Source organism: Achromobacter sp. 18P8.1.1, assembly GCF_057799415.1.
In genome coordinates this window covers 34,688-51,255 of record NZ_JBYOKH010000029.1, presented here as the reverse complement: position 1 = coordinate 51,255, position 16,568 = coordinate 34,688, and the positions used below count along the sequence as shown (strand labels likewise).

Genomic DNA, 16,568 nt, shown 5'->3' with positions numbered 1-16,568 from the left:
CGCGGCAAAGTGCCTACTGTAGTCCCGCCGTTGACAGGGGTCCAGTTCAGTCGCGGTTCGGCCCGCCGCGACTCTCGCCGCGCTGCGCTTCACGGTCTCGGCCGCCGCCCTGCTGCGGGTGTCCTTCCGGACGCGGCGAGGCCTGTTGGCGCACCTGCTGCTGCGCTTGCTGACGCTGTTGATGCTGCTGTTCGCGCGCCTGTTGCTGCTGCTGGTGCTGCTGGTTATCGCGGGCCTGCTGCTGACGCGCCTGCTGCTGGGCGTCCCTGGCCTGCCGCGCCTGCTGTTGCTGCTCGCGGTCCTGATGCTGTCGCGCCGCCTGCTGGTCGCGGGCCTGTTGCTGTCGCACTTGCTGGTCGCGCGCTTGCTGTTGCTGCGCTTGTTGCTGTGCTTGTTGTTGCGCTTGCTGCTGCGCACCCCTGGCTTGGTCCCGCGCCGCGTCGCGGGCCGGGTCCCGCACCTGCTGCGGCGCTGGCGATTGTGGGGGACGCGCCGTGCCCGTGACGGTTTGTCCCGGACTCTGGCCGCCAGCGAAGTTGGCGGCGGGAGCGCCATTGCCGGCGCCAGGCCCCGGGCGATTGTCGCGACCGTGGTCCCGTCCATTGCCGGGGTTGTTTCCTGGGCCATTGCCCGGTCGCGCGTCGCCGCCGGGCCGTGGCGCGTCAGGCGGGCGCCCGTTGTTGTTGGGATGGTCGACGAACGCCTGGGGCGGGCGGCCTTTGTTGTGATCGTAGAACTGCGCGCGGTTGTTGCCCGCATCGCGCACGAACCCGCGCTGCATGTCGGTGGGCGGCGCGTGCCGGTCGTTGCGGGCGGCCAATTCGCGGGGGTCGGCGTCGCGGCGGATGCCATCAGGCCCGCCGTGGTAGCTCACGCGACGGTTGTCGACGTTGTTGACGACGACGGTGTGGTTGTAGACATTGGTGACGCGGGTCACGTTCACGTTCGTCACGGACCGGTTGTAGTAGAAGCGGTCGCGGTTCCAGTAGCCGCCGACGTAGCCGATGCCGACATAACCGAAGCCGTAGTTGATGCCGCCATAGAAGCCCACATGAGGGCCCCAGTAGCCGGCGTTCCAGACATACAGCCCGTTCACGAAGCCCCAGTAGCCCGGCGTCCAGAGCGCGCCGTGGTAGGGGGCCATCACCCATGCGCCGGGCACCCAGAAAAAGCCGTAGCGATTGCGGCTCCAGTAGCCGGGCACCCACATGTAGCCGTCTGCCGGTGCGGGCGGCTGCACATAGACGGGCAGGGGCGGCGGTGGTTCCGGGCTGCGGTCCACCAGGGCCAGGTTGGCGTTGGCGGGGTCGCCGTTGTCATACGCCGGGGCAGCGGGCGCGGGGGGCGGCGCATAGGTCTGCGCGGCCGCGCCGGCACAAATCGCCAGCAAAGCTGCGGTGGCCAGGGGCCGAAAGCGGGAAATCCGGACGGACGGTGTCATGGCTGTTCCTGATCGCCTCGGGTGCGAGGATCAATATCCGCGGTAGTAGTAATGCGGAGCGGGGTACGCCGGGTAATAGTAGTGCGGCGTGTAATAGACGGGGGCCGGGCGGTAGTAGGCCGGGCGGGCCGGCACCACGACGCATCCGGTCAACGAACTGGCTATGGCCAGCACCAGCAGCAGACGCTTCTTCATTTGAGTCACTCCCAACCAGCGCCAGGTGTGTGGCTTACTTCCTAATGCGCTGATACGGATTAGGCCATACCCTCAGGCGGGAGTTCGCGGCTGTAATCGTTCCGAAACAGCTTTCAAGTGACGGATGTTTGCGGCTGCGTGACGGCGCATGTCGTTCGTATCAATCTCTGCGGAAAAAACAACGGGGCCGCCTGAGCGACCCCGTTGTATTGCATCGCGCCGGGTAAGGGCGCAACGCCAAGCCAGGTGGTTAGTTCCAGCGGCCGCCGTTGCCGGCCAGGCTGAAACGGCCGGCACCCATGAAGGCGATGGCCAGGGCGGTGAACAGGAACATGCCTTGCAGTTCCAGGGCCCAGCCGCCGGTGTTGGTGATGGTGCCCAACTGGCCGGTGTGGGCCAGCAGGATCGCAACCACCATATTGATGGCGATGATCAGGCCGCCCAGGCGGGTGTAAACGCCGATGATGAGCAGCACGGGGGCGATGATTTCGCCCACGTACACGCCATAGGCCAGAAAGCCCGGCAGGCCGTGCGACGACAGCATGCCGCTGATGCCGGTGACGCCGCCGCCCATCAGTTTGGACAGGCCGTGGAGCAGAATCAGAATGCCGAGGGTCAGGCGCAGGATCAGCTTGCCGGTATCGTCGGACTTGATCATGGTGAGTTTCTCTTGTGATGGTTAAGGGGACAGCGGCTCGTTGGAGCGCGCTGTTTACCTTTGGTTCCGCGTCCGGCGCGCCCCGATTGAGGCGGCAACGCCGGGCCAGGCGGGGCCATTATGGCAAAACCCGAGCAAAATCATCAAGCTTTCATCGCGGTCTTTCGACCGGTCGACCAGAAAAATTCCCTGTCCCGGCAGCAATCAAAATTCTTCGAGGAACCGCATGCGGAACCGGCGGCCCTTGATATTGCTGTTGGATACGCGCGAGAACACCTGCTTGGCGATCTGGCGGTCCAGCGCCACATAAGAGTTGAACTCGGTGATGTTGATCTTGCCGACCTGTTCGAAGGTCAGCCCGCCGTCGCCGGTCAGGGCGCCCAGCAGGTCGCCCGGGCGCAGCTTGTCCTTCTTGCCGCCCTGGATGCACAGCGTGACCATCGGCGCGCGCAGGGGGCGGTCAGCCTTGGGTTTCAAGGACTTGATGTCGCCCCACTTCAGCGGCGAACCCTGGTATTGCTCGACCAGGTTGGCCCAGCGCATTTCGTCGGGCGAACACAGGCTGAGCGCCAGGCCCTTCTGATCGCCCCGGCCGCTGCGGCCGATGCGGTGCACGTGGACTTCAGTGTCCTTGGTGACGTCCACGTTGATGACGGCGCCCAGGTTCTGGATGTCCAGCCCGCGGGCGGCCACGTCGGTGGCGACCAGGACCGCGCAGCTCTGGTTGGCGAACTGGATCAGGATCTCGTCGCGTTCGCGCTGTTCCAGGTCGCCGTTCAAGGCCTGGGCGCTGATGCCGTCGGCCTGCAGCCGTTCGACCAGGTCGTGGCTGCGAATCTTGGTGTTGCAGAAGGCCAGCGTGGAGACGGGGCGGAAGTGCGCCAGCAGGCGCGCCACGGCGTCCAGGCGGTCCTTGCCGTCGATTTCGTAGAAGATCTGTTCGATGCGGCTGGCGTCGTGCTGCGCTTCGACCTTGACTTCGGCCGGGTTGCGCAGGAACCGGGCGCTGAGCTTGCGGATGTTGTCGGGGTAGGTGGCCGAAAACAGCAGCGTCTGGCGTTTGGCCGGGCAGTGCGAGGCGATGGCGACGATGTCGTCATAGAAGCCCATGTCGACCATGCGGTCGGCTTCGTCCAGCACCAGCGTGGTCAGCCCAGCCAGGTCCAGGCTGCCGCGCGTCAGGTGGTCCTGGATGCGGCCGGGCGTGCCGACGACCAGGTGGGCGCCGCGCGCCAGCGATTCGGCCTGGGGGCGGGCGGCGGCGCCGCCGCACAGGGTCAGGATCTTGACGTTGGGGATCAGGCGCGCCAGCCGGCGCAGTTCCTGCGCGACCTGATCGGCCAATTCACGGGTGGGACAGACCAGCAGCGCCTGGGGCGTCAGGCGGCTCGTGTCCAGCTTTTGCAGCACGCCCAGGCCGAACGCCGCGGTCTTGCCGCTGCCCGTCTTGGCTTGCGCGATGATGTCGCGGCCTTCCAGGATGAGGGGCAGGCTTTGCGCCTGGATGGGCGTCATTTGCTCGAACCCCAGGCTTTGCAGGTTGTCGAGCAGGGCGGGCAAGAGGGGCAGGGAGGAGAAGGGCGTGTTGGTCACAATAGGAGGGATCGCAAAAAATGCGAAAAACAGAGTCGACCGACAGTGTAAGCCCTGGGCATGGCCAGACCTTCGCCCGGGCGGGCCGGGCGCCCAGATAAATCAAATCAGGGACGTAGTGCGCATGCCGCCGCAGGCTACGGCTGCGGTTCGTATGTGCCCGCCAGCGCTCGGGCCGCTTCCTGCATGCGGGGCAGCCAGGCTCGCGCGCCGTCGATGGACAGGCGGGCGACCGGCGCGTGCAGGGCCACGGCGGCGATGACGCGCGGCCCATGCAGGATGGGCACGGCCATGCAGACGATGCCCAGCAGGAATTCTTCGCGGTCGAAGCTGGCGCCTTCTTTCTTGATGGCGCGCAGCTCTTGCTCAAGCGCGGCGACGTCGCACAAGGTGTTCGGCGTGTATCGCGGCAAGGGGGCGGCCGCCAGCAGCCGGGCGCGCGGCTCGCGCCGCATATGGGCCAGGAACAGTTTGCCGCTGGCCGAACAGTGCAGCGGCACGCGCGACCCGGTCTGCAGGTTCACGCGCAGCGGCCAGGCGGTTTCCACGCGGTCCAGGTAGATGACTTCGTCGCCGTCCAGCATGGTGCAGTTGCAGGTTTCGCCGATTTCATCGACCAGGCTGTCCAGGATGCGGTGGCGTTCGCCGCGCAAGGGCGAATTCAGCAGCGTCTCGCGCGCCAGCGCGCTCAGCCGCGGGCCGCTGACGTAGCTTTTGCCGGCCGGTTCGCGCAGCAACATGCCGGCCTCGACCAGGCGCGTCAGGATGCGCAGCACGGACGGCTTGGGCAGCCCGGTGGCGTCGGTCAGCGCTGCCAGCGACACGGGTGATTCGGATCGGGCGACCTGCTCCAGCAAGGTCAGCGCGCGCAACGCGGCGGAGGATTCGTCTTTCATCTTTCAATATTTGAAGATTCGGCGGCCAATGACCCATCGTCGCACGGATTTTGCAGAAAATGAAACGCAGAGGGGTGGGACGGGCGGGTTTTCTCCGGCAGTATCGAATCACCCCGGCCACGATGCAACCACACAAGCGCCGGCCTGCCAGGAGAGAGACCATGAGCAGCAAGCAACACATGACCCCCAGCGAAGCGTTTGTTGAAACGCTGGTCGCGCAGGGCGTCAAAGACGTATTCGGCATCGTCGGTTCGGCCTTCATGGATGCGCTGGACTTGTTCCCCGCCGCAGGCATCCGCTTCGTGCCCACGGTGCACGAGCAGGGCGCCGCGCACATGGCGGACGGCTATTCCCGGGTGACGGGCCGCCACGGCGTATGCATTGCGCAGAACGGCCCCGGCATCACCAACTTCGTGACCGGCGTGGCCGCCGCGTATTGGGCGCACAGCCCGGTGGTGGCGATCACGCCCGAGACCGGCACGTCCGGCATGGGGCTGGGCGGCTTCCAGGAAACCGAACAACTGCCCATCTTTTCGCGCATCACCAAGTATCAGGCGCATGTGAACCGCCCGGACCGCATGGCGGAATTCACGGCCAAGGCCTTCGACAATGCAATGGCCGAACGCGGCCCCACGCAACTGAACATTCCGCGTGATTACTTCTACGGCGAAATCGATGTGGCCATCCCGGAACCACGCCGCATCCGCCGCGGGCCGGGCTCGGAAGAAGACCTGGAAGCGGCGGCCCGCCTGTTGGCCGAGGCAAAGTTCCCGGTCATCGTGGCGGGGGGCGGCGTGCTGTTCTCGGAAGGCCAGGCTGAATGCGTGGCGTTGGCCGAACTATTGGGCGCGCCGGTAGTGACCAGTTATCTGCACAACGATGCGTTCCCCGCCAGCCACCCGCTGTGGTGCGGGCCGCTGGGCTATCAGGGCGCCAAGGCCGGCATGAAACTGCTGTCTCAAGCCGACGTGGTGCTGGCGCTGGGTACCCGCCTGGGGCCGTTCGGCACCTTGCCGCAGCACGGCTTGGACTACTGGCCGCAAGGCGCGCGCATCATCCAGGTGGACGCCGACCACCGCATGCTGGGCCTGGTGCGTCCGGTGTCGGTAGGCATCTGCGGCGACGCGCGGCCGGCCGCGGCGGCGTTGACCGCCAAGCTGAAGGACCGCGAGGTCGCCTGCACGCGTACCAGGACGGCTCGCGGCGACGAGATCGCCTCGCAGAAGGCCGAATGGGAAAAGGAACTGGACGGGTGGTCGCACGAGCGCGACGACTGGAGCCTGGACATCATCGAACACGGCGGCGGCCGCATGCATCCGCGCCGCATGCTGCGCGAGCTGGAACGCGCGATGCCCAAGCAGGTGATGGTATCCACCGACATCGGCAACATCTGCTCGGTCTCCAACAGCTATCTGCGCTTTGACGAACCGAACTCCATGCTGGCCGCCATGAGCTTCGGCAACTGCGGCTATGCGCTGCCGGCGCTGATCGGCGCCAAGCTGGGCCGCCCAGACCGGCCGGCGGTGGCCTACGTGGGTGATGGCGCCTGGTGCATGAGCTTCCAGGAATTGCTGACCTGCGTGCGCGAGAAGATCCCTGTGACGGCGGTGGTCTTCCATAACGGGCAGTGGGGGGCGGAAAAGAAGAACCAGGTGGACTTCTACGGGCGTCGCTTCGTAGGCAGCAACCTGATCAACCCCAACTTCGCGGAACTGGCCCGTGCGATGGGCGCGGAAGGCATCCGTGTTGAGCACGCCGATCAGGTCGGCGCCGCGTTGCAGGCCGCCTGCAAGGCGCAGTCGGAAGGCAAGACCACGATGCTGGAGATGATGGTCAGCCAGGAACTGGGCGACCCGTTCCGGCGCGACGCGCTCAAGCAGCCGCTGCGCTTGCTGGACAAGTACAAGCAGTACGTGAACCAACCGTTCCATTCGGGCGAAGTGCCGCTGTCGATCGATCCCGTCAAGGGGTGACCGATGCCTGCGGCGCGGCCGGTGCCGAGCCGCAGGCATTCCATTTGACCTTGCGGACATCCGCGGCAGGAGCACGTACCCATGGCAATCGACCGATTGTTCGAACCCCTGCGCGATGCCGCGCTATCGGCCGGGCGGCTGCGCACCGCGGTGGCCTATCCCCTTTGCCCGGCAAGCCTGGGCGCGGCCGTTCAGGCGCGGGACGCCGGCTACATCGAGCCGGTGCTGGTGGGCCCGGCGCGCCGCATCGCGGCCTTGCTGGCTGAGATGGGCGTGCGTGCCGGCGAACTTGAGATCGTGGACACGCCGGATGACGAGAAGCTTGCCGCGCGGGCCGCCGCCGCCTTGGCGCGCGATGGCGCGGCCAGCATGTTGATGAAGGGCAGCCTGCACACGGACCATTTCATGTCGGCCGTGGTGGCCCGCGAATCCGGGCTGCGCACGGACCGCCGCATCAGCCACGCATTCGTCATGGCGGTGGCCGCGTATCCCAAGTTGTTCATCCTGACGGACGCGGCCGTCAACATCGCGCCGACCTTGCAGGAAAAGGCGGACATCGCCCAGAACGCCATCGACCTGGCGCGGGCGCTGGGCGTGACGCGCCCGAAGCTTGCGGTGCTGTGCGCAACCGAGTCCGTCAATCCGTCGATGCCGGCCACGCTGGACGCCGCCGCGCTGTCGAAGATGGCCGACCGCCAGCAAATCCGGGGCGGCGATATCGATGGGCCGCTGGCGTTCGATAACGCGATCTCGCGCGACGCGGCGGACCAGAAGGGCATCGTGTCGCGCGTGGCCGGCGACGCCGACATCCTGCTGGTGCCCGACATCGAGGCGGGCAACATGCTCTACAAGGAGCTGACCTGGCTGGCCGGTGCGGGCACGGCCGGCCTCGTGCTGGGCACGCGTGTGCCGGTGCTGCTGACCAGCCGCTCCGACTCCATGCAGGCGCGCGTCAGCAGCTGCGCGGTCGCCGTCCTGTATGCACGCGCCTGCGCGGCAAGCGCCGCCGTTTCCGCATGACCGTCTCGCTGGCGTCGCTGGTACCAAAGACTCTGCCTGTTTGGTACTAAGGCCTGGTCCATTGGATGGCTACGCTTACGCGAAAGCCATCCAACGAGTGGCCCGTGTAGCAAACACATCAAGGGAAAAATCATGCGCAGCGCACGACAAGGCTTGGCAACGATTCTGGCGGTGATGGCGATGGCGGGCGGGGCGGTGGCGGCGGATGCGCCCAAGCCCGGCGGCACGCTGGTCGTGGGATCGACGCAGGTGCCCCGCCATCTAAACGGCGCGGTGCAATCGGGTACGGCAACTGCGCTACCCAGCGCGCAGCTCTTTGCCAGCCCCCTGCGTTACGACGCGGACTGGAAGCCGCAACCCTATCTGGCCGAATCGTGGGAATTGGCGCCGGACGGCAAGTCCTTGACGCTGCATTTGCGCAAAGACGCCGTGTTTCATGATGGCAAGCCCATTACGTCCGCAGACGTGGCGTTCTCGGTCATGGCGGTCAAGAACAATCACCCGTTTCAGACCATGTTTGCGCCCGTGCAATCCGTCGAGACGCCCGATCCCTATACGGCCGTGCTGCGCATGAGCCAGCCGCACCCGGCGATCCTGCTGGCCTTGTCGCCGGCGCTGATGCCCGTGTTGCCCAAGCATATCTACGACGACGGGCAAGACATCAAGACGCATCCCCGGAATTCGACGGACGTAGTGGGGTCGGGCCCGTTCAAGTTCAAGGAATTCAAGCCCGGCCAGGAGATCGTGCTGGAGCGGTTCGACAAGTTCTTCCTGCCGGGCAAGCCGTATCTGGACCGCATCGTGGTGAAGATCAATCCGGACGCCACCAATCTGTTGATCGGGCTGGAACGTGGCGACATCGGGGCCTTGCCCTTCATGACCGAGCCGACCATCTTGCGGCGCGCCAAGGACAATACCGCCATCGTCATGACCAATCGCGGCTACGAGGGCATCGGTGCGCTGAGCTGGCTGGCCTTCAATACGGCGCGCAAGCCCTTGAACGACGTGCGCGTGCGCCAAGCCATCGCCTACGCGACCGACAAGGGCTTCATCACCAAGGCATTGAACGCGGGGTTCGCCAAACCCGCAGACGGCCCGATCGTGGGCACCAGCCCCTACGCCACGCCGGACGTGAAGAAGTACCCGCTGGACCTCAAGAAATCGGAGCAACTGCTGGAGGAGGCCGGTTTCAAGAAGGACGCCAAGGGCGAGCGCATGACGCTGACGGTGGACTACATGCCCGGCTCGGACGTGCAGGGCAAGAACGTGGCCGAGTACCTGCGCAGCCAGTTGAAGAAGGTGGGCATCGCGGTGCAGGTGCGCGCATCGCCTGATTTTCCGACCTGGGCCAAGCGCATCGCCAGCCATGATTTCGACATGACGACCGATATTGTCTTCAACTGGGGAGACCCGGTCATCGGCGTGCACCGCACCTACCTGTCCAGCAACATCCGCGACATCATTTGGACCAATACGCAGTCCTACTCCAACCCGAAGGTCGACGCGCTGCTGGCGCAGGCGGGCATGGAGACCGACGTGGAGAAGCGCCGCGCGCAATACGCCGAGTTCCAGCGCCTGGTGACCGAAGACGTGCCGATCGATTTCCTGACGGTGATTCCGTACCACACGCTGACGTCCAAGAAGGTGCACGGCATGCCCGAGGGGATATGGGGCATGTTGTCGCCGCTAGACGACGTCTACCTGCAATAAGGCGGAGCCGCCATGCTGCGTTTCATCTTGCGCCGTCTTGCCTACGCGGGCCTGTTGCTGCTGGCCGTGGTGACGCTGAATTTCCTGCTGATCCATATTTCGCCCGGCGATCCCGTCGAGACCATCGCCGGTTCCATGGGCGGCATCAGCGAAGACCTGCGGGCTCAGTTGCGTACGCAGTACGGACTGGACAAGCCCTTTCTGGTGCAGTTGGGCCTGTACCTGGCGCAGGTGCTGCGCGGCGACCTGGGCTATTCCTACTTCTTCAACGTACCCGTCGCCCACCTGATCTGGGATCGCGTGCCCGCCACGCTGCTGCTGGTGGTGACCTCGGTGTTCAGCGCCTTCATCGTGGGCACGCTGCTGGGCACGCTGGCCGCCAGGAAGCCCAACGGACCGCTGTCGCAAGGCATCACGCTGCTGTCTGTGGTGGGCTATTCGGCGCCGGTTTTCTGGACGGGCATCATTTTGATCATCCTGTTTGCGTCGGTGCTGCCGGTCTTCCCGGTGTCGGACATGCGGTCGGCGGGTGGGCCGCAGGACGGCTGGGCGGGTGTGGTGGACGTACTGCATCACCTGGCGCTGCCGGCGTTCACGCTGGCGTTCGTCTACCTGGCGCAGTACAGCCGCCTGGCGCGCGCCAGCGTCATGGAAGCGCTGTCCGCCGACTACATCCGCACCGCCCGCGCCAAGGGGTTACCGGAGCGCTCGGTCCTGTACAAGCACGCTTTGCGCAACGGCGTGCTGCCGGTGGTGACCATGCTGGGCCTGCAGTTCGGCAACGTGTTGGCAGGCGCCATCCTCGTCGAGACGGTCTTCAATTGGCCCGGGCTGGGGCGGCTGGCGTTCGACTCTGTGCTGCGGCGCGACTACCCGACATTGCTGGGCATCCTGCTGTTCGCCTCGCTGCTGGTGGTGGTGATGAATCAGCTAACCGATCTGGCCTACCGCCTGATCGATCCCCGGATCAAGACATCATGAGCCAAGCGCCTTCCGTGATTCCCCTGCCTGCCGTAGCCGCCACGGCGTCGCGTGCACCCGCGCGGCAGTCCTACGAGGCCTTGCGGGTGTTCGTCCGCAATCCGTCGGCTGTCTTCGGGGTGCTGTTGCTGGCCGCCATCCTGGCGGTGACGATCTTCGGTCCGATGCTGATGCAGGCGGACCCGTTCGAGATCGCCAGCGCGCCCATGGAGCCGCCCGGCGGCGAGATGCTGCTGGGCACGGATTACCTGGGGCGCGACGTGCTGACCGGCATGGTCTATGGCGGCCGCGCCACCTTGCTGGTCGGCGTGGTGGCCGCGGTGCTGTCGATGGCCATCGGCCTGACCGTCGGCGCGCTGGCGGGCTACTACGGCGGCTGGGTCGACGAGACGCTGATGCGCATCACTGAATTCTTCCAGGTGCTGCCCACCTTGCTCTTCGCGATGGTGCTGGTGACGTTGTTCACCCCGTCGCTTGCGACCATCGCGGTGGCGATCGGCGTGGTCAGCTGGACCGGCACCGCGCGGTTGGCGCGGGGCGAGTTCCTGCGCCTGAAACGGCGGGAATACGTGCTGGCCGAACGCGTGATCGGCGCGGGCGACGCGCGGATCATCTGGCGCGTGATCCTGCCCAACGCGCTGGCGCCGCTGATCGTGTCGGCCACGCTGGCCATCGGCACGGCGATCCTGTTCGAAGCGGGCCTGTCGTTCCTGGGGCTGGGCGACCCGAACATCATGAGCTGGGGGCTGATGATCGGCAGTAACCGCCCCTACATCCTGACGGCGTGGTGGGCGGTGACGCTGCCCGGCGCGGCCATCTTCTTGACGGTGCTGGCCGTCAGCCTGATCGGCGATGGACTGAACGACGCATTGAACCCCACGTCGCGGGGGCGCTCATGAACGCGCGCCTGGAAGTTCCCGCCCTGGAAGTCGAGGCGCTCAGCCTGGAGTTTCGCTCGCGTGGCCGCGTGGCGGAGGTATTGAGCCAGGTCAGCTTCGAGTTGCGTGCAGGCGAAACCCTGTGCCTGGTCGGGGAGTCGGGCTGTGGCAAAAGCATGACGGCGCTGGCCATCATGCGGCTGATCCCGGCGCTGGGGCGGATCGGCGCCGGCCGCGTTCGTTTGTCGGGCGCGGACCTGGCGTTGCACGACGACGAGGCCATGCGGCGGGTGCGCGGCAACAAGATTTCGATGATCTTCCAGGAACCCATGACGGCGCTGAATCCCGTGTACACGGTGGGCGACCAGATTGCGGAGCCTTTGCGGCTGCACCAGGGCCTAAGCCGCGCCGACGCCCGCGCGCGCGCCATCGACATGCTGAAGTCGGTGGGCATCCCGGTCGCCGAGCGGCGCGTGGACGACTACCCGCATCAGATGTCCGGCGGCATGCGCCAACGGGTGATGATCGCCATCGCGCTGGCCTGCGATCCCGACGTGCTGATCGCCGACGAACCGACCACGGCGCTGGACGTTACCGTCCAGGCGCAGATCTTCGACCTGCTGCGCGAGCAGCAGGCTCGGCGCGGCACTGCCGTTCTGCTGATCACGCACGACATGGGCGCAGTGTCGGAAATGGCCGATCGCGTCGTCGTGATGTACGGCGGGCGGGTTGTGGAGCAGGGCGGCGTGCGGCAGATCCTGGCGCATCCCCGCCATCCCTACACACAGGGGCTGATCGCCTGCCTGCCCGAACTGGACCGGGAACCCGACGATATCCGGCCGGACCTGCCCGAGATACCGGGCGTGGTGCCCTCGGTCTGGGACCGCGGCGTGGGGTGCCCCTTTCTGGACCGCTGCACCCGGTCGCTTGCGCGTTGCCGCAGTGAATTCCCGCCCTTGGTGCACGTGGACGAGGGCCAGGACGTGGCCTGTTGGCTCTATCAGGAGGCCGCATGACGCCGCAGCTGCATGTTCCCGCATTGCTGTCCGTCCGGAACCTGGCCGTGCACTTTCCCGTGGGGGGCAAGGGCGCCGATGGCAAGCCGGTCGTGGTCAAGGCGGTGGACGGCGTGTCGTTCGACCTGGCGCGTGGCCGCACGTTGGCGATCGTGGGCGAGTCCGGCTCCGGCAAGACCACCACGGCGCTGTCCGTACTGCGGCTGGCGGATCCAACCGCGGGCTCCATCCATTTCGACGGCACCGACCTGACCGCCCTGGGCGGCGCCTCGTTGCGGCAGATGCGACGCCGGCTGCAGCTGGTGTTCCAGGATCCGTATTCGTCACTGAACCCGCGCCAGCGCGCCGAAGACATTGTGCGGGCGCCGCTGGACTTGATGCGCATCGACCCGCCCGGCGGGCGCGAAGCGCGCGTGGCCAAAATGTTTGAACTGGTGGGTCTGCGGCCAGAACAGCGCCAACTGTTTCCGCACCAGTTTTCCGGTGGGCAACGGCAGCGCCTGAACGTGGCCCGGGCGCTGGCCAGCGCGCCGGACCTGATCGTGTGCGATGAGCCGGTGTCGGCGCTGGACATCGCCATCCGCGCGCAGATTCTGAACCTGCTGCGGCGGATCCAGCGGGAGCAGGGGCAATCGTTCCTGTTCATTTCGCACGACATGGCCGTGGTCGAGCACATCTGCGACGACATCGCGGTGATGTACCTGGGCAAGATCATCGAACAAGCTTCGCGCCGCGCCTTCTTCACGCGCCCGCTGCATCCCTACAGCGTGGCGCTAATGTCGGCGGTACCGACCGTCAAGGGCGGGCGCGAATCGGCCGCGCGCCGCGTGCGGCTGATGGGAGACCCACCCAGTCCGGTGAACCCGCCGCCGGGTTGCCGGTTTGCCGGCCGTTGCCCGGCCGCGCAGCCCGCCTGTTCGACGCGCGAGCCCGAACTGCGCGAAATCGTGCCGGGCCACCGCGTTGCCTGCCATTTCGTAGAGGTCCGCGACGGCGCCGTGGTGGCGCCGTTGCAGGGCTGAATCCAACCGTCACAAGGAACTCTCGATGACCCGGCCTGAAGGCAAGACGACAATCTACGCCGCCCGCAGCATCCTGACCATGAACCCGGCCCAGCCGCGTGCCACCCACGTCGCGGTGCGGGACGGCCGCATCCTGGGCGTGGGCAGCAGGGAAGACCTGGCAGGCTGGGGGCCGGCGGACGTGGACGACCGGTATGCCGGCAAGGTGCTGATGCCCGGCCTGGTGGAAGGGCATTGCCATCTGCCGGAAGGCGGCATGTGGAAATTCGTGTACGTGGGCTTTTACGATCGCCGGGGGCCCGATGGCCGCCTTTGGGAAGGCCTGAAAAGTTTCGATGCGGTGGCCGACAGGCTGCGCGAGGCCGAACGCAGCCTGCCGGCGGGAGAAACCCTGATCGGTTGGGGCTTCGATCCCATCTTCTTCGACGGCCAGCGCATGGGCGTCCAGCATCTGGATCGTGTGTCCGCGGCGCGCCCCGTCGTTGTCATGCACGCCAGCATGCACCTGATGAACGTGAACACGCCGATGCTGGCCCGGGCCGGCATCGACCGCGATACCGACATCGAAGGCGTCACGCGGATGGAAGACGGCCAGCCCAGCGGCGAGCTGTGCGAATTTGCGGCCATGTTTCCGGTCATGCGCCTGATCGGCAGCCCATTCCGCACGGTTGGGCTGTCGGAAGACGGGCTGCGCATGTTTGGCAAGGTGGCGCAATGGGCGGGCGTGACCACCGCCACGGACCTGGTCAACGAACTGGGCGACGAGGGCGTGGCGACCTTGGCGCGCATCACGGCCGAACCCGACTATCCCGTGCGCATCGTGCCCGCCGCCTCGGCGCTGACGTATGCCGGTGATCCCGCGCGCTGCCTGGAAAAACTGGCAGCCGCCAAGCGCTTGAATCACGACAAGCTGCACCTGGGCATGGTCAAGCTGGTGGTGGACGGATCGATCCAGGGCTTCACCGCCCGGGTGCGCTGGCCCGGCTATTACAACGGAGCCCCCAACGGCATCTGGGTCATCGCGCCCGCCGAGCTCGACGCAACCGTGCAGGCCTATCACGATGCCGGCGTGCAATTGCACATCCACACCAACGGCGATGAAGCCACGCAACGTGCGATCGAGGCCGTGGACCTTGCCCTGCGCCGCACGCCGCGCCGGGACCACCGCCACACGTTGCAGCACTGCCAGATGGCCGATGCGGCGCAGTTCCGGAAAATGGCCAGCCTGGGCATGTGCGCCAACCTGTTCGCCAACCATCTCTACTACTGGGGCGACGCCCATTACGCGCTTACCATGGGCCCCGACCGCGCCAACCGCATGGACGCCTGCGCGTCGGCGGCGCGCGCGGGGGTCCCGTTCTCGATCCACTCCGATGCGCCGATCACGCCGCTTGGACCTTTGTTTACCGCCTGGTGCGCGGTCAACCGCCAAACGGCCTCGGGCCGCATTCTGGGCGAGTCCGAGCGGATCAGCGTGGATGCGGCGCTGCATGCCGTCACGCTGGGCGCGGCCTATACCTTGCACATGGACCATCTGGTCGGCTCCATCGAGGTGGGCAAGTACGCCGACTTCTGCGTGCTGGAAGACGATCCCACGACGGTGCCCGCCGACCGGTTGAAGGACGTCGCCGTGCTGGGAACCGTCGTCGGCGGACGGCCGTTGGCGCTGGAAGGCGCCTGAGATGGCCGCCACCGGCGCGGCGCGCATTCCGCTGACGGTCGTCGGCGGCTTTCTGGGCGCGGGCAAGACGACCCTGCTTAACCATGTGCTGAGCACCAGCCGCCGCCGGGCGGCGGTGCTGGTCAATGACTTCGGGCCGATCGATATCGACGCGGGTATCGTCGCGCAACGCGCGGACGCGGTGATCCGCCTGGCCAACGGCTGCGTGTGCTGCTCGATGGCTGGTGGCCTGGATGATGCGCTGGCGCGTGTGTTGACGCTGGACCCGCTGCCGGAATGGATCGTCATCGAGGCCAGCGGCGTGTCGGACCCCTCGCGGATCGCGCAGGTGGGCATGTGCGACCCCTTGCTGCAACTGGAAGGCGTTGTGGTGTTGGTGGATGTGGCGAACGTACGGGCGTTGGCCGCCGATCACTTGCTGAGCGATACCGTGGCGCGGCAGTTGAAGGCGGCCGATCTGCTGGTGCTGAACAAGACAGACCTGGCGACGCCGCAAGCGCTGGCCGAGGTGCAGGGGTGGCTGAAGGACGTGACGCAGGGCGCGGCCATGATTGCCGCGCGGGAAGGGCGCGTCGACCTGCGCTATCTGTCGGGCGAGGCGATGCCGGGCGCGTCTGTCCACGCGTGTGGGCATGCGGGCTGCGACCACGCCGGGCATCGCGGCGCGATGCCTGGGCAGGACCCCGACCATCCCTTCCAAAGCTGGCTCTGGGAAGCGCCCGGTACGCTGAATGCCGACCACTTGGCGGGGCAGTTGCGGCAAATGCCCCGTCAACTGTTGAGGGCCAAGGGATGGGTCCGCACTGACCGGCACGGCCTGGTGCTGGTGCAATGGGCGGGCCGCCGCGTGCGCTACGACATGCAGTCCGCGCCGCCCGATGGATTGGGCGCGACCGGGCTGGTGTTCATCGGCTTGCGCGACGCGATCGATCCGCGGCAAGTGTCCGCGATGCTTGCGCCCGCCACGGCGTCATGACTGGTGCAAGCGATTTCCCTTTTCTGGTTCTAGACCCTGCGGGACCGCTCACTTACCTTGGATCCTGTACGCGGGCGCATGCCGCGCCGGCGTCTATCGGAGGGTTGGCAATGCACAAGACCGTCACCGTGGAAATGCTGGCCGAATTCGCGGCCGCCTGGAACCGCCACGATATCGATGCCTTGATGAGCTTCATGAGCGAGGACTGCGTGTTCGAGACCGTGGGCGGCCCCGAGGCCTGCGGCAGCCGGCACACCGGAACAGAGGCGGTCCGCGCCGCGTTCGCTGCGGCGTGGAAGAACTTTCCCGACGCGCAATGGAACAACGGCCGGCATTGGGTGGCAGGCGACCGCGGCGTGTCCGAATGCACGTTCACCGGTACCGCCGCGGACGGCTCGCGGGTGGAGGCCGACATGGTCGATGTCTTCACGTTCCAGGACGGCAAGATCCGCGTGAAGAACGCATTCCGCAAGCAGCGCCCGGCGCTGCCGGCCCGTGCCTGAGGCCCGGCCCGTCTCGCCTCGGACA

General features: G+C 66.7%; 15 protein-coding genes. 10 read left to right on the top strand and 5 right to left on the bottom strand.

The window, feature by feature from the left end:
- Positions 1-46: 46 nt before the first annotated feature.
- The 5 genes from AC27VE_RS18790 to AC27VE_RS18770 all read right to left on the bottom strand — a co-directional run bounded on the left by AC27VE_RS18790 (position 47) and on the right by AC27VE_RS18770 (position 4,783).
- On the bottom strand, positions 47-1,441 hold the full coding sequence (locus AC27VE_RS18790; RefSeq protein ID WP_488704676.1) for an adenylate cyclase: 1,395 nt from the start codon (positions 1,439-1,441) through the stop codon (positions 47-49).
- Between the two features lie 30 nt (positions 1,442-1,471).
- Complete coding sequence (locus AC27VE_RS18785; protein ID WP_006223361.1) at positions 1,472-1,636, bottom strand: hypothetical protein; 165 nt, start codon at positions 1,634-1,636, stop codon at positions 1,472-1,474.
- A gap of 250 nt (positions 1,637-1,886) precedes the next feature.
- Entirely contained in the window at positions 1,887-2,294 is a 408-nt protein-coding gene (locus AC27VE_RS18780) for a DoxX family protein (protein ID WP_006223360.1), read from the bottom strand.
- 204 nt (positions 2,295-2,498) lie between these two features.
- Positions 2,499-3,887, bottom strand: coding sequence for an ATP-dependent RNA helicase DbpA (dbpA, locus tag AC27VE_RS18775; RefSeq protein WP_006223359.1), 1,389 nt, complete (start codon positions 3,885-3,887; stop codon positions 2,499-2,501).
- A 137-nt stretch (positions 3,888-4,024) separates the two neighbouring features.
- Positions 4,025-4,783, bottom strand: coding sequence for an IclR family transcriptional regulator (locus AC27VE_RS18770; protein ID WP_006223358.1), 759 nt, complete (start codon positions 4,781-4,783; stop codon positions 4,025-4,027).
- Between the two features lie 161 nt (positions 4,784-4,944).
- Here AC27VE_RS18770 and xsc point away from each other — a divergent pair, with 161 nt between their 5' ends.
- From xsc to AC27VE_RS18720, 10 genes are all read left to right on the top strand, one after another.
- Positions 4,945-6,756, top strand: a complete 1,812-nt coding sequence (gene xsc, locus AC27VE_RS18765; RefSeq protein ID WP_488704675.1) for a sulfoacetaldehyde acetyltransferase — start codon at positions 4,945-4,947, stop codon at positions 6,754-6,756.
- 81 nt (positions 6,757-6,837) lie between these two features.
- Positions 6,838-7,776, top strand: a complete 939-nt coding sequence (locus AC27VE_RS18760; protein WP_488704674.1) for a bifunctional enoyl-CoA hydratase/phosphate acetyltransferase — start codon at positions 6,838-6,840, stop codon at positions 7,774-7,776.
- Between the two features lie 132 nt (positions 7,777-7,908).
- Positions 7,909-9,486, top strand: coding sequence for an ABC transporter substrate-binding protein (locus tag AC27VE_RS18755; RefSeq protein WP_488704673.1), 1,578 nt, complete (start codon positions 7,909-7,911; stop codon positions 9,484-9,486).
- 12 nt (positions 9,487-9,498) lie between these two features.
- Positions 9,499-10,467: an ABC transporter permease gene (locus AC27VE_RS18750; RefSeq protein ID WP_006223354.1), complete on the top strand. Its 969-nt coding sequence runs from the start codon at positions 9,499-9,501 to the stop codon at positions 10,465-10,467.
- Positions 10,464-11,366, top strand: coding sequence for an ABC transporter permease (locus tag AC27VE_RS18745; protein ID WP_488704672.1), 903 nt, complete (start codon positions 10,464-10,466; stop codon positions 11,364-11,366). Before AC27VE_RS18750 ends, AC27VE_RS18745 begins: the two co-directional genes overlap by 4 nt.
- Positions 11,363-12,361, top strand: coding sequence for an ABC transporter ATP-binding protein (locus AC27VE_RS18740; RefSeq protein WP_488704671.1), 999 nt, complete (start codon positions 11,363-11,365; stop codon positions 12,359-12,361). The genes AC27VE_RS18745 and AC27VE_RS18740 overlap by 4 nt, the downstream gene beginning before the upstream one ends.
- A complete protein-coding gene (locus tag AC27VE_RS18735) occupies positions 12,358-13,383 on the top strand; it encodes an ABC transporter ATP-binding protein (protein WP_488704670.1) in 1,026 nt (341 codons plus the stop codon). Before AC27VE_RS18740 ends, AC27VE_RS18735 begins: the two co-directional genes overlap by 4 nt.
- A 25-nt stretch (positions 13,384-13,408) precedes the next feature.
- Positions 13,409-15,064 (top strand): amidohydrolase, encoded by a 1,656-nt coding sequence (locus AC27VE_RS18730; protein ID WP_427959634.1) that lies wholly within the window; start codon positions 13,409-13,411, stop codon positions 15,062-15,064.
- Position 15,065: 1 nt separating this feature from the next.
- A complete protein-coding gene (locus AC27VE_RS18725; protein WP_488704669.1) occupies positions 15,066-16,040 on the top strand; it encodes a CobW family GTP-binding protein in 975 nt (324 codons plus the stop codon).
- 110 nt (positions 16,041-16,150) lie between these two features.
- Entirely contained in the window at positions 16,151-16,543 is a 393-nt protein-coding gene (locus AC27VE_RS18720) for a nuclear transport factor 2 family protein (RefSeq protein WP_488704668.1), read from the top strand.
- The last annotated feature ends 25 nt before the right edge of the window (positions 16,544-16,568 follow it).

Coding starts and splice junctions, on each gene's coding strand:
- AC27VE_RS18790 (WP_488704676.1), bottom strand. CDS start 1,441: ATGACACCGTCCGTCCGGATTTCCCGCTTTCGGCCCCTGGCCACCGCA.
- AC27VE_RS18785 (WP_006223361.1), bottom strand. CDS start 1,636: ATGAAGAAGCGTCTGCTGCTGGTGCTGGCCATAGCCAGTTCGTTGACC.
- AC27VE_RS18780 (WP_006223360.1), bottom strand. CDS start 2,294: ATGATCAAGTCCGACGATACCGGCAAGCTGATCCTGCGCCTGACCCTC.
- AC27VE_RS18770 (WP_006223358.1), bottom strand. CDS start 4,783: ATGAAAGACGAATCCTCCGCCGCGTTGCGCGCGCTGACCTTGCTGGAG.
- xsc (WP_488704675.1), top strand. CDS start 4,945: ATGAGCAGCAAGCAACACATGACCCCCAGCGAAGCGTTTGTTGAAACG.
- AC27VE_RS18760 (WP_488704674.1), top strand. CDS start 6,838: ATGGCAATCGACCGATTGTTCGAACCCCTGCGCGATGCCGCGCTATCG.
- AC27VE_RS18755 (WP_488704673.1), top strand. CDS start 7,909: ATGCGCAGCGCACGACAAGGCTTGGCAACGATTCTGGCGGTGATGGCG.
- AC27VE_RS18750 (WP_006223354.1), top strand. CDS start 9,499: ATGCTGCGTTTCATCTTGCGCCGTCTTGCCTACGCGGGCCTGTTGCTG.
- AC27VE_RS18745 (WP_488704672.1), top strand. CDS start 10,464: ATGAGCCAAGCGCCTTCCGTGATTCCCCTGCCTGCCGTAGCCGCCACG.
- AC27VE_RS18740 (WP_488704671.1), top strand. CDS start 11,363: ATGAACGCGCGCCTGGAAGTTCCCGCCCTGGAAGTCGAGGCGCTCAGC.
- AC27VE_RS18735 (WP_488704670.1), top strand. CDS start 12,358: ATGACGCCGCAGCTGCATGTTCCCGCATTGCTGTCCGTCCGGAACCTG.
- AC27VE_RS18730 (WP_427959634.1), top strand. CDS start 13,409: ATGACCCGGCCTGAAGGCAAGACGACAATCTACGCCGCCCGCAGCATC.
- AC27VE_RS18725 (WP_488704669.1), top strand. CDS start 15,066: ATGGCCGCCACCGGCGCGGCGCGCATTCCGCTGACGGTCGTCGGCGGC.
- AC27VE_RS18720 (WP_488704668.1), top strand. CDS start 16,151: ATGCACAAGACCGTCACCGTGGAAATGCTGGCCGAATTCGCGGCCGCC.